The 12,344-nt window shown below is 61.6% G+C and carries 10 protein-coding genes; 4 read left to right on the plus strand and 6 right to left on the minus strand.

Annotated features, from left to right (window positions below):
- The first annotated feature begins 2 nt into the window (after positions 1 to 2).
- From NA8A_RS15010 to NA8A_RS15020, 3 genes are read left to right on the plus strand one after another with little or no spacing between them, the layout of a single operon-like run.
- Positions 3 to 1,112: an NAD(P)/FAD-dependent oxidoreductase gene (locus NA8A_RS15010; RefSeq protein WP_009451179.1), complete on the plus strand. Its 1,110-nt coding sequence runs from the start codon at positions 3 to 5 to the stop codon at positions 1,110 to 1,112.
- The gene (locus NA8A_RS15015) at positions 1,093 to 1,368 is read left to right on the plus strand and encodes a (2Fe-2S)-binding protein (protein ID WP_009451180.1); all 276 of its coding nucleotides are present in this window, start codon (positions 1,093 to 1,095) and stop codon (positions 1,366 to 1,368) included. Before NA8A_RS15010 ends, NA8A_RS15015 begins: the two co-directional genes overlap by 20 nt.
- Positions 1,365 to 2,747, plus strand: coding sequence for an FAD-dependent oxidoreductase (locus tag NA8A_RS15020; RefSeq protein WP_009451181.1), 1,383 nt, complete (start codon positions 1,365 to 1,367; stop codon positions 2,745 to 2,747). Before NA8A_RS15015 ends, NA8A_RS15020 begins: the two co-directional genes overlap by 4 nt.
- Before the next feature lie 31 nt (positions 2,748 to 2,778).
- On the opposite strand, the gene NA8A_RS15025 is transcribed toward NA8A_RS15020, so the two are convergent.
- The 6 genes from NA8A_RS15025 to NA8A_RS15050 form a co-directional block, all read right to left on the minus strand.
- A complete protein-coding gene (locus NA8A_RS15025; protein WP_009451182.1) occupies positions 2,779 to 5,097 on the minus strand; it encodes a molybdopterin-dependent oxidoreductase in 2,319 nt (772 codons plus the stop codon).
- 15 nt (positions 5,098 to 5,112) lie between these two features.
- Entirely contained in the window at positions 5,113 to 6,075 is a 963-nt protein-coding gene (locus NA8A_RS15030; protein ID WP_009451183.1) for an ABC transporter ATP-binding protein, read from the minus strand.
- Positions 6,072 to 7,091 (minus strand): ABC transporter ATP-binding protein, encoded by a 1,020-nt coding sequence (locus tag NA8A_RS15035; protein ID WP_009451184.1) that lies wholly within the window; start codon positions 7,089 to 7,091, stop codon positions 6,072 to 6,074. The genes NA8A_RS15030 and NA8A_RS15035 overlap by 4 nt, the downstream gene beginning before the upstream one ends.
- Positions 7,092 to 7,093: 2 nt before the next feature.
- Positions 7,094 to 7,921, minus strand: a complete 828-nt coding sequence (locus NA8A_RS15040) for an ABC transporter permease (protein ID WP_009451185.1) — start codon at positions 7,919 to 7,921, stop codon at positions 7,094 to 7,096.
- 10 nt (positions 7,922 to 7,931) lie between these two features.
- Complete coding sequence (locus tag NA8A_RS15045) at positions 7,932 to 8,915, minus strand: ABC transporter permease (protein ID WP_009451186.1); 984 nt, start codon at positions 8,913 to 8,915, stop codon at positions 7,932 to 7,934.
- A 94-nt stretch (positions 8,916 to 9,009) separates the two neighbouring features.
- Positions 9,010 to 10,611: an ABC transporter substrate-binding protein gene (locus NA8A_RS15050; protein ID WP_009451187.1), complete on the minus strand. Its 1,602-nt coding sequence runs from the start codon at positions 10,609 to 10,611 to the stop codon at positions 9,010 to 9,012.
- A gap of 575 nt (positions 10,612 to 11,186) precedes the next feature.
- Between NA8A_RS15050 and NA8A_RS15055 the strand changes: the two genes are divergently transcribed.
- Positions 11,187 to 12,248: a MalY/PatB family protein gene (locus tag NA8A_RS15055; RefSeq protein WP_157174146.1), complete on the plus strand. Its 1,062-nt coding sequence runs from the start codon at positions 11,187 to 11,189 to the stop codon at positions 12,246 to 12,248.
- Positions 12,249 to 12,344 lie beyond the last annotated feature (96 nt).

Genomic DNA, 12,344 nt, shown 5'->3' on the forward strand with positions numbered 1-12,344 from the left:
CTTTGGCGGGTCGTGGCATTGTCATCGGCGGCGGGATCGTCGGCCTTTCCATTGCGATCGGCCTGGCCTCATCCAACATGGAAGTCATCGTTCTCGACGGTAGTGACGCGGACAATCGCGCCTCCTATGGCAATGCCGGCCTGATCTGGGTTCAGAGCAAGGGCGCCGATCACCTGCCCTATGCGCTCTGGTCGCGCCGCTCCGCTTCCATGTGGCCGGAATTTTCCGAACGCCTACTCGAACAGACCGGCATCGACGTCGAATATGAACGACGTGGCGGCCTGAGCCTGTGTCTGGACGAAACGGAACTGGCCGCTCGCCGCGCCATGGTGGACCAGGTGGCCGCACAGCTTGGAACGCAAAACGACGTGGAATTCGTCGACGCCGCCTTCGTGCGCGACCGCTTGCCCGGTGTCAGTCCGCATGTACTCGGTGCGAGCTGGTGTCCCGCAGACGGTCACGTCAATCCGCTGATGCTCATGGGCGCGCTGAAAAAGCGCTGCGATGCGCTGGGTGTCACCATTCGGCGCAATAGTCGTGTCGAGGCCGTTCGAATGGAAGGCTCTCATCTGACCGTGATGGGCGCGGATTTCAGGATGCGCGGAGAGCGCGTCGTCGTCGCGGCGGGGCTTGCCACAGAAAAACTGGCCGCCACCGCCGGCATGACCGTGCCTCTCAAGCCCGTGCGCGGCCAGATCGTGGTCACGGAGCGCATGAAGCGTGTCATCGACTATCCGACACCGACCATAAGGCAGGCCCGTTGCGGCAGTGTGATATTCGGCAACAGCCACGAGGAGGATGTGACCGCAACGGGCACGACCCTGCCTGTGATGGCCTCTCATGCCCAGCGCGCCATGGCTGAATTCCCCTTCCTGGCGAGCGCCCGCGTGCTGCGCAGCTGGGGCGCGATCCGCGTCATGCCGGTCGATGGGAAACCCATCTATGCCCGTTCCATCGATTGTCCGGGGGCCTATGCGGTTGCCTGCCACAGCGGCATCACGCTGACCGCCGTCCATGCCAACATCATCGGGCCGGCCATTGCTGCCGACTGCCTTCCGCGCGCCGTAGCAACCCTTTCGCCGGAGCGTTTCGATGCTGTTGCGCACCATTGACGAGAGCCGGCCAAGGGTACAGCTGATCGTGGACGGCGCCACGGTGGAAGCCTTCGAGGGCGAAACCGTCGCCGCCTGCCTCCTGCGTCACGATATGGCCGTTACCCGCCTCACCCCGTCCGGCCGCAAACGCGGTCCCTATTGTCTGATGGGGGCCTGTTTCGAATGCGTCGTGGAGATCGACGGCAAGGCCAATGTGCAGGCCTGCCTGACAGCCGTCTGCGACGGCATGAGCATACGCCGGGGTCTTCCATGAGCGGTGTGTTCGATATCGCCATTGTTGGCGCCGGCCCCGCTGGCATGGCGGCTGCGGTGGAAGCCCGAGCCCTTGGCCTCTCCGTTGCGGTACTCGACGATCAACCGACAATCGGCGGGCAGATATTGCGCGGCATCACCCGCTCGAAACCGGAATTCTATGAAGCCTGGGGAGGTCCGCTCGCAGAACGTTTCCTGTCGAGCGGCGTCACACATATCGCTAACGCTGCGGTCTGGGCGCGCGACGGCAATGAACTCTACTTCAGCAGGCGCGGTGCAACGGACAAGGTGAAGGCGCGTGGCTTTATCCTGGCCACCGGCTCCATGGAGCGCCCCATGATGGTGCCCGGCCACACCCTGCCCGGCGTGGTCACGGCGGGCGCCCTGCAGTCTCTCATGAAGGGAAGCGGCGCTGTTCCCGCCGGGCGCTTCGTTCTTGCCGGCAACGGTCCCTTGCTCCTCCTTTGCGCCCTGCAACTCATTGAGGCAGGTGCACGCCCCGCAGCGATCATAGAGACAACGCCGGCGTCCCGGCTTTTCAGGGCCCTGCCCCTGACGCCCGGCCTTGCCCGCGACCTGCCGCTTCTGCGCAAAGGGCTGGGCCTGATGGTGGGAATCCGTCGTTCCGGCGTCCCGTTCTTTGCCGGTGCGAGCAGCCTGCGCATTGCTGGCGAGGAATGTGCCGAAGCGATCCACTTCATTCATCGCGGCCGTGCCCGGATCATCCCGGCCAGCCTCATCGCCCTTCATGACGGCGTCGTGCCGAACGACAATCTCGCGGTGTCGATGGGTGGTAAAACCACTTGGAACCAGGCCCTGTCGTGCTACGAGACGGAAACCGAAGGCACGAGCGGACTGAGTGGAGCGAAGGATATCTGGGTGGCGGGCGATTCCGTGGCCATTGCTGGCGGGTATCAGGCAATGCTTTCGGGCCGTCTCGCTGCACTCGATGCAGCACACGCGCTCGGGCTTTGCGACGGCGAACACCATGCCTGCGCCAGCGCTCCGCTTCTCGCCGAACGCAAGCACCTTGGCACGGCCCGGCGTTTCATCGACCGTTATTATGCGCCCACCCTTCTGCCAAGGCAGGCACCCGACGAAACACTCATCTGCCGTTGCGAGGAAGTGTCCCTCGGAACGGTGCGTGCCGCCATCGCTGCCGGTGCGGACGGAACCCGTTCTTTGAAGGCCGCGACACGCTGCGGCATGGGGCCCTGCCAGGGGCGTCAATGCACGGTTTCGGTTGCAAGCGCGCTTGCTGCAGAGGCGCCAGGCCTCAATTTCGAACGGCCGAGCCTGCGCTTTCCCGCTCGCCCCATCACGGTTGCCGAACTGGCCCAGAGCCATGTGGGCCTCGACCACAGCGGCTCCGACGCCTGAAGGTCCGATTATTCAATGGTGCTGAAGGCCGTCAGGCGGCAACGAACTCCGGCTGGCCAAGAACCCGGATCGGCTCTATCGCCCCCTCATATCGCTCGACCTCCACCAGGCAGGTCTGCGCGCTCGAGCCCTGCCCCAGCCGCGACGTACCGATATCCTTGGTCAAGACATTCGGATTGCCATGGTTCTCCAACCGTCCGTCGCCGAGCGGCTCGAAGGTCGCACCCGTCGGCAGGCACACGACACCGGGCATGATGGCGTCGGAGATGCGCAGCCCCGCGAGACAGGCGCCCCGCTCGTTAAACACTTTCACCACGGAACCTTCGGCAAGCCCGCGTGCGGCGGCATCCTGCGGGTTCATGTAAAGCCCGGCGCGCTCGCACACCTTGTTGTCGCGGCTTTGTCGGCTTGCATCCATCTGGCTGTGAAGTTTGTCCTGCGGCTGATTTGAAATCATGTGCAGCGGGAACCGGTTCGCGAGATCGCTGCCCAGCCATTCGGACGGCTCGCGCCACACGGCCATGCCGGGGCATTCGTCATAGCCGAAATCGGCCACCGTCTGCGAGAAGAGCTCGATCTTGCCCGAAGGGGTTGCAAGCCGGTGTGCTTCCGGATCCTCCCTGAAATCCTCGAACAGCGTATAATTCTTCTGCGGATCAGGAATGCGCACATGCCCCGCCTGCCAGAAGGCGTCGAAATCGGGCGGGTTGAAGCCACGCACCGACATGCGCTCGCAAAACCGCGCATAGATGTCGCGCAGCCAGTCTTCTTCGCTACGGTTCTCGTGAAAAGCCTCGCCATCGCCCAGACGATCCGCGAGATCGCTGAAGATGCGATAATCGTCGCGCGCCTCGCCCACCGGTTCGATGGCCTTGTGCATGGCGAAGATGAAAGGATCGCGTGAGGAACCGCCGACGTCGTTGCGTTCGAGCGGCGTGGTCGCCGGCAGCACGATATCGGCATGCCTTGCGGTGGCCGTCCACCAAGGCTCGTGCACGATCACCGTTTCGGGCCGCTGGAAGGCCTCGCGAAGACGGAACAGGTCCTGATGGTGATGGAATGGATTGCCGCCGGCCCAATAGATGAGCTTGATATCGGGATAGACGAAGCGGCGGCCGTCGAATTCCGCCGTTTCACCGGGGGACAGCAGGAGATCGGCAATTCGCGCGACCGGAATCTTCAGATCGTTCTCATGCTTGATGACCGACAGGCCCGAGATCGGCATCCGGTAGACCGGATTGCCCATTCCGTTCATTGAACCGTAGCCATAGGCGACGCCACCGCCGGGAAGCCCGATCTGGCCAAGCATGGCCGCGAGCGTCGCCAGCCCCCAATAGGGCTGTTCGCCATGTTCGGCCCGCTGTAGCGACCATGCCGCGCTCAGCATCACCCGCTTGCCGATCAGGCGCTGCGCGAACTCGACGATCCGTGCAGCAGGAATGCCCGTAATACGCGAAGCCCAATCCGGCGTCTTTGCCGTCCCGTCGCTCCTGCCATTGAGATAATCGACGAAGCGATCGAAGCCGACGCAATAGCGCTCCACGAAATCCGTGTCGGTAGCGCCGCGCTCATGAACCACATAGGCAAGCGCCAGGATCAAGGCCTGGTCCGTTCCCGGCCTGATCTGCAGCCATTCGGCGTCGATCACGGTTTCCGTATCGCTGCGCAGCGGCGAGACATTGGTGAAGCGAATGCCGCGCGCGGCCGCATCGCGCATGAAATCGTCGAAAAGATGCAGTCCCGCACCGCCCGATTGGATCTGCCAGTTCTTGGCCGCGATGCCGCCAAAGGCCACGAATTCCTGGCAATGTTCGAGAATGGCGCCCCAATCGGTTACAGGGCCCGCCACAGTCGCATCGTCGCCGAAAATATGCGGCAGAAGGCGCATCGCGGCACCATAGCTGTAATTGGTCACCTGTCCCGTGCAGCCGCCGATGGCGCCCAGAAAGCGATGAATGAGTGTACGTGCATGATGCATGCGCCCGGCGCTCGACCAACCGTAGGAGCCGCCGAAGATGGAGGCGTTGCCGAACGTCTTGCGCACCCGTTGAAGCTCGCCCGACACCATGTCCAGCGCTTCGTCCCAGGGCACTTCCACGAAAGGTTCCGAACCGCGCCCATTCCCGGGATGCGGTAGGCCGCGGCCCACGGTTTCCAGCCAGCCCTTGCGCACCGAAGGCCGTGCCACGCGGTTATCCGCATAGACCATCTCCGGCCATGCCTCGATCAGCTTCGAAGGGTGCGGGTCCTCGGAGAAGGGAGAAACGCCGACCAGCCGTCCCCCTTCGGTATGGGCGTCGAACGCTCCCCAATGGGAAAGGGTGGGAGATTTTCTAGAGGCGGCGCTCATTTCTGTTTCTCCAGCTCACGCAGCGGCGGACACCGTTGCTGACCACTCCTTGGCGCGGTGGCAGGCAACCTGATGGCCTTTACCATTTTCCTGCAGGTCGGGCACCTCTTGCGCGCATTTTTCGATGGCCAGCGGGCACCGTGTTCTGAACCGGCAACCGCTCGGCGGAGACAGAGGGCTGGGAAGCTCGCTGTTGAGCTTCACCTCGGGGCCTTCGCCCATGGCGTCGTTGCCTGTCGTCTGCATCAGCGCCCGCGTATAGGGATGCAGAGGCGATGACCAGATCTCCTCCACCGGCCCGATTTCCACGATGCGGCCGAGATACATGACCGCGATCCAGTGCGAGACATACCGCACGACTTCCAGATCGTGGGAGATGAACAGGTAGGACAGGTTCTGTTCGCGCTGCAATTCCACGAGCAGGTTGAGAACCTGCGCCTGCACGGAAACATCGAGAGCCGAAACCGGCTCGTCGCAGATCAGGATTTTGGGTTCGAGCGAGAGCGCCCTCGCAATGCCGACACGCTGCCGCTGACCGCCGGAAAGCTGGTGCGGAAGCCGGTCATGCATCGCCTCTGGAATACCCACCCGGTCGAGCAGTGCCTTTACGAAAGTCTTGCGCTCCGCCTTGCTGCGCGTGCGATGAACCGTCAGCGGTTCCTCCACGAGCTGCTGCACGGTCAGGCGTGGATTGAGCGAACCGTAAGGGTCCTGGAACACCATCTGAATGTCGCGCGCATGGTTGCCACGTCGGCGCATATCCATGGGATCGCCATTGATGGAGAGCGCCCCGGAAGTGGGGGTATTCAATCCGATCACGGCGCGCGCCAGGCTGGACTTGCCGCAGCCGGATTCGCCCACAAGCCCAAGGGTTTCGCCAGCCGCAATCTCGAGATTGACACCAGCGACCGCCTGCACAACCCCACGCCGTGTCTTGTGCCCCGCGACCAGATCCGTGATTTCAAGACGCTTGGTCATGCTGGCACCTCCTTCAAGGGATGATAGCAGGCGAAAGACGTTCGGGCGCCGGTTTCATTCCGCAGGCTCGGCGGCTGGCTTTCGCAATCGGGCTGGCTGCGGTTGCAGCGCGGACCGAAGGCGCAGCCGGCCGGGCGATCTGCCGGCGACGGCACGGTTCCGGGAATTTCGCGCAACTTGTGGCCGTCGAGCGAGAAACTCCCGTGCGGGCGCGCTGCAAGAAGGCCCTCCGTATAGGGATGATGGGGCCTGGAGAACACATCCTCCACATTTCCCGTTTCCACGATGCGCCCCGAATACATCACCGCGACACGGTGGGCGATGGACCGCACGGCGTGCAGGTCATGGGTGATGAAAAGCATGCCCACGCCCAGTTCCGTCTGGAGTTCCCTCAGGAGATCGAGGATCTGTGCCGAGATCGTCACGTCAAGCGCCGTGGTGGGCTCATCGGCCAGAATGAGCTTGGGGTTGCCCGCCAGGGCCATGGCGATCATTACCCGCTGGCGCATGCCGCCGGAAAGTCGGTGCGAATATTCGCCGAGGCGAGACTTTGCGGCTGGTATGCGCACCATGTCGAGAAGCTCCAGCGCCCGTTGCCGCGCAGCCGCCGCCGACATGTCGTTGTGAAGCCGGATCGCTTCGACAAGCTGCCGTTCCACCGTCAGGACCGGGTTCAGCGAGGACAGCGGATCCTGAAAGATCATCGCCATGGTGGAACCGCGGATCTTGCGGATTTCCCTGTCCGACAGGGTGCTCAGTTCCTGCCCGTCGAGCCGGATGCTATCGGCTTCCACTCCCATCGACTGCGCTTTGTGCAGCCGCATGATCGCCATCGCCGTCAGTGACTTGCCGGCACCAGATTCCCCAACCAGCGCGAGCGTTTCGCCGACCCCGACGCTGAAGCTGACCGCATCGACCGCCCGGACCTTCTGTCTGGAGGATTGCTTGATAAGGACAGACAGCTTGCGCACATCGAGCAGCGCCGCACCCTGTTCCTGTTCTTGCATGGCCTTCATCCTCAGCGCTTCCTCAGATGCGGGTTGAGTGCGTCGTTGATCGCATCGCCCAGAAGGTTCAGCGCCAGCACCGTCAGCACCACGAACAGGCCCGGAATGATGCAGATGAACCACGTCGAACGGATTGACGGGCGGCCGATATTGATGAGCGTGCCCCAGCTCATCACATTGGGATCGCCAAGCCCGAGGAATGACAGCCCCGCTTCGGTGATGATGGCCGTCGCGACGAGAACAGCGGCTGCGACGATGACGGGAGAGAGGGAATTGGGCAGAACCTGCGTCAGGATGATGCGCGGCGCCGACATCCCGATGATCTTGCAGGACTGCACGTATTCACTCTCGCGCACCCGCAGCACCTCGGCGCGCGTCAGGCGCGCCACGGGCGGCCAGGATACGGTGGCGATGGCAAAGATGATGGTGCTGATCGACGGCGAAAGGATGGAGACCAGCACCACCGCGAAGAGAAAGCCGGGAATGGTCTGGAATGCATCTGTAATGCGCATCAGCACCGCATCGGCCACGCGCCCGAAATAGCCTGCGATTGCGCCCACGGTGATGCCCACCACCAGGGCACAGACGGTTGCGACGATGCCCACCAGCAGCGAAACCCGTGAACCGTAGAACACGCCCGCCAGAATATCGCGGCCAAGCGCATCAGTGCCGAAGGGTATTCCCGGCCGCGATCCGGGCCACAGATAGGGCCGGGCCACAAGCGCCCAGGGACCTTTGGGAAACAGGTAGGGAGCGCTGATCGCCATGCCGACGATCAGGAGCAGGGTTACGAGACCGATCATACCGGCAGGTGAAAGCAAGACTCGGCGCAGCATCATTCCGTCTCCGTCACCGGCTGATTTCCACGCGCGGATCGAGCAGCGTGTAGATGATGTCGATTATGAGATTGACCACGATGATGATGAACGCGCACACCAGCAGAACGCCGAGGATCAACGGGTAATCGCGCTCGAACACCGCGTCATAGGCAAGGCGCCCGACGCCCGGCAGGCTGAAGATCGTTTCCGTCAGAACCGCTCCGCCGAAGAGTTCGGCGATTTGCAGGCCCACCATGGTCACGACCGGCAACAACGCATTGCGCAGCGCATGGCCGATGATCACGTTGTAAGTGCTCAGCCCCTTTGCATAGGCGGTGCGGATATAATCCTGATCCAGCACCTGCAGCATCGATGCCCGCGCAAGCCGCGCATAGATCGCGATATAGAAGAGCGACAGCGAGAAGACGGGCAGGATCAGGTGAAGGGCGACATCGCCAACCAGCTCCAGGAAACTGAAGTCGACGCCCGGCGTTATCAGACCGCCGATGGGAAGCAGTTTGAGCTTCACCGAAAAGACGATGACGAGGCCGAGGCCGGTAAGAAAGATCGGCGTCGCATAGAAGACGAGAACGATCATCGAGATGATGACGTCGATGGGGCGGTGCGCGTGCCGCGCCGCGATGACGCCGGCCATCGTGCCGAAGAAGACGGCCGTGATGACCGAGCACACCACCAGAAGAATGGTCGCGGGCAGGCGCTGCAGCACCAGCGAAAGAACATCCGTCGCATTGCGATAGGAATAGCCGAGGTCCCCCTGCAGGACGCTGCCGACATAATTCAGGAGCTGGACGAGAACGGGCTGGTCGAGGCCATAGCGCTCGCGCAGCGTGGCCATGAGCTCCGCATCCATGTCGCCCCGCTGGCCGCCCAGCACGTCGACCATGTCGCCGGGCACCAGATGCAGGAGCAGGAAGGAACCGACAATGACGATGGCAATGATCACCAGGGACTGGAGCACACGCCAACCGAGATAGGTCCAGAATTGCCGGTCCAAATTTCAGCCCTCGCTGGTCTAGTTGGAATCCACGGGATTTCGACCCGGGAGGGAAATAACCGGCCGCGACTGCGCGACCGGTCGTTTCGAAAGCTTACTGCGCCGGCTCGAGATAGACGTTGGCGAAGTTGCTGTAGGTGCCGTTGGCGTCGATCGTGTGGTTCTTAAGACGCTTGTTGGCGATCGTCGTGCTTTCCACGGCCGTCAGCGGCAGCACAGGCAGGTCTTCCATCGCGAGCTTCTGGAAGTCATGGTACAGCGCCTTGCGCTTGGCCGCATCCATTTCAGCCGCAGCCGATTCCAGGATCTCGTCCATCTTCGGGTTCGAATAGTGCGAACCGTTGGAGAACCCAACACCCGGCTTGAAGCTCGGCGTCCAGAACGTGCGCTGCGTGCCGATCGTCGGATCGGAGCCGCCCGTCAGGAGATTGACGGTGAACTGGAAATCACGATCCGTGTAAACGCGCTTCACGAAACCGGCGAAGTCCTGCGCGCGCACTTCCAGATCGATGCCGACCTCGCGGAAGGCTTCACGCATATAGGCGGCGACGTGGTTCTGGTGTTCGCCATAGGGCAACGGGTCCACGACGAGCTTCAGACGCGTGCCGTTGGCATCCGGCTTGTAACCGGCCTCTTCAAGCAGAGCCTTCGCCTTCTCCGGATCGTAATCGTACTGCGGAACGTCCGATGCGTCGTAAAGCTCGGTAAGCTGGGGATGGAGCGGCGTCTTGGCCGAAATACCATAGCCGAAGAAGATGTTGTCCACGATCCAGTCCTTGTCGATCGCATGAGCGATCGCCTGGCGTACGCGGATATCCTTCATCACCGGATCGTCGAGATTGAACTCGATCATCTCCATCTCGTTCTGGAATTCGTAACCCTTGGTGGTGACTTCGAATTCGCCCGTCGCCTGGAGACGCTCCAGATCGACCATCGGAACGAGGTTCTGCGGGGCGATCTGCGCCTCGCCGGCCTCGAGCGCTGCCGAACGGGTAGCCGCATCCGGGATGAAGCGGAACACGAGCTTGTCGATATAGGGCTTGCCCTCATCCCAATAGTCGGGATTGCGCTCAAGCACCAGATTGTCGCCAGGCGTGAAGGACACGACGCGGAACGGCCCGGTGCCGACCGGCTTCAGGTTCGCCGGATTGGTCAGAATATCGGTGCCCTTGTAGAGATGGGCGGGCAGAATCTGTGCCTGCTGCGCGGCAAGGCTCTTCAACATACCCGGCGAAGGGCGGCTGAGAACGAAGACCGCCGTATATTTGTCCGGCGTCTCGACCTTTTCGACATTGCCGAAAATGGTACGGCCGCGGCCGTGCAGCACCTTCCACACTTCCATGGTCGTGAAAGCCACATCCTCGGATGTGAACTCCTCGCCATCGTGCCACTTCACGCCTTCGCGCAGGTGGAACGTGACGCGCTTGCCGTCTTCGCTGACCTCATAGCTCTTGGCCAGAAGCGGCTTCGGGTTGAGATCGAAATCATAGGTGAAGAGGCTGTCGGAAATCTTCGAAGACACGACCTGCTCGGCGCCGGCCGTGGTGATAGCAGAGGTCAGGATCTGCGGGGCGGGCGACATGAGGAAGGTGACTGTACCGCCCTTTACGGGTTCTTCCGCCTGCGCATGAAATATCGGCGCGGCGGCAGCGCATAGCATTGCCCCAATGCCAGCAATTAAGTTGATAGGACGCATTATCGACTCCTCTCGAAGAAGGATTTCAAGTCTCCGCGCTTGCAATCCCTGTCCCCTGAAACGTCGAACAGGAGCGTTGCGCTCGTTCGACATGATCGGCTGTTGGACTCTTTGGTAGACTGGCCCTTTGACACCCGAGTGCTGAAACGATCCGCACCCGAATGGGCAATGGACTGTTTCATACCACTATTTCAAACAAATGTTTTTATCCCCGTCAAGGCTTTTCCCTTGCAGCATTCGGTGCGGCATTCGGTACGGCGTTGGGGTAGCGAGAGATCGCATTCTTCATCCTTCTCCTGGGCGCAAATGCCCGATTCTCGAAACGACCGGACAAGACCGGTTCCGGTTAGCGGGAATTTCAAACAATTGACCGTTTCAAGCAATTGTTTTAACAAATGGCGAAGCGGCGATTATGTCGTTTCATCCCGACCGACGCCGAGTCTGAGGGAAAGGGAGCCTCCATGAAAGAAAAAGAAATTGGGGAATTGGAGCTCGATCGGGAATTTCTTTTGTCCCGAAGGGCTTCGAAATGGTGTCGTTATCCCAATGATGTGATTCCGTCCTGGATTGCCGAGATGGACTTCAGGCCAGCCGACATCCTTCAGGATTCGGTGCGTCAGTTGGTCGACAAGCGCGATTACGGTTATCCGCGCCGCCACCTGATGCCGGCCGAACGATTGATCTCGGAAGCCTTTGTGAAGCGGATGGAGGAGCGCTTTTCCTGGCATATCGAGGAAGCAGCGGTTCAACCCGTAACCGACCTCTTGCAGGCCACCATCGCCGCCATCCTGGCCTTTACCGAACCGGGCGACCGCGTGGCGGTCCATACGCCCTGCTACGGGCCGTTCCGCGAGGCGATTGAAGATGCCGGCCGCTCCATCGTCGAAATTCCCATGCGTGATAGCGGTTCAGGATATGAACCGGACATGGAAGCGCTGGAACAGGCACCTGCCGGCACGCGCATGCTGGTCCTGTGCAATCCGCAAAACCCCACGGGCCGCGTCCTGACCCGTACCGAACTCGAAGCCATCGCGGCAATCGCCGCAAGGCGCGACATGATCATCTTCTCCGATGAGGTTCACGCCGACTTCGTTTATGAAGGCGGAAGGCATATTCCCATTGCCTCGCTCAGCGCGGACGCCGCCTCCCGCACGATAACCGCGAACTCTCCGGGCAAGAGCTTCAACATTGCAGGGCTGCGTTGCGGGGTCATGCATTTCGGCACGCCGGAATTGCTCGAACGGTTTCGACGCCGCATCCCCCGCCTGCTGCTCGGCAAGCCATCCATCGTTTCAATCGACGCTGCGGTCGCCGCATGGACCCATGGGCAACCGTGGCTCGATCAGGTAATGGCCCTTCTGGACCGCAACCGCAGGATCGTCATCGAGACGCTCGCAGAACGCATGCCGAAGCTAAAGGCCTATATGCCGGAAGCCAGCTATCTGGCCTGGATCGACTGCAGCGCGATGGGTTGGAAAAAGCCGGCTGCGAGCGTTTTCCTCGACGAAGCGAGAATTGCCTTCAGTCCAGGCGAATCCTTCTGCACGAGCCATGGCGATTTTGTGCGGCTCAACTTCGCAACATCGAGCGATATCCTGCGTGAAACGCTGGAGCGCATGGAAAAAATCGCAGGTTGAGAGGCCAGGAGGGCAATCGCGAACCATCGCCAATTGTCTCTTGAGCATCGCATGAAATGTGTGTTTTAAATAGTCAATTGAAATAATCCGGGGCCG

Source organism: Nitratireductor indicus C115 (assembly GCF_000300515.1).
GTDB lineage: Bacteria > Pseudomonadota > Alphaproteobacteria > Rhizobiales > Rhizobiaceae > Nitratireductor > Nitratireductor indicus.

What these genes read in the sequence shown, in the direction of transcription:
- NA8A_RS15050 (WP_009451187.1), bottom strand. Translation starts at nt 10,611, where the DNA reads ATGCGTCCTATCAACTTAATTGCTGGCATTGGGGCAATGCTATGCGCT.
- NA8A_RS15055 (WP_157174146.1), top strand. Translation starts at nt 11,187, where the DNA reads ATGGACTTCAGGCCAGCCGACATCCTTCAGGATTCGGTGCGTCAGTTG.
- NA8A_RS15015 (WP_009451180.1), top strand. Translation starts at nt 1,093, where the DNA reads ATGCTGTTGCGCACCATTGACGAGAGCCGGCCAAGGGTACAGCTGATC.
- NA8A_RS15030 (WP_009451183.1), bottom strand. Translation starts at nt 6,075, where the DNA reads ATGACCAAGCGTCTTGAAATCACGGATCTGGTCGCGGGGCACAAGACA.
- NA8A_RS15040 (WP_009451185.1), bottom strand. Translation starts at nt 7,921, where the DNA reads ATGATGCTGCGCCGAGTCTTGCTTTCACCTGCCGGTATGATCGGTCTC.
- NA8A_RS15020 (WP_009451181.1), top strand. Translation starts at nt 1,365, where the DNA reads ATGAGCGGTGTGTTCGATATCGCCATTGTTGGCGCCGGCCCCGCTGGC.
- NA8A_RS15035 (WP_009451184.1), bottom strand. Translation starts at nt 7,091, where the DNA reads ATGAAGGCCATGCAAGAACAGGAACAGGGTGCGGCGCTGCTCGATGTG.
- NA8A_RS15025 (WP_009451182.1), bottom strand. Translation starts at nt 5,097, where the DNA reads ATGAGCGCCGCCTCTAGAAAATCTCCCACCCTTTCCCATTGGGGAGCG.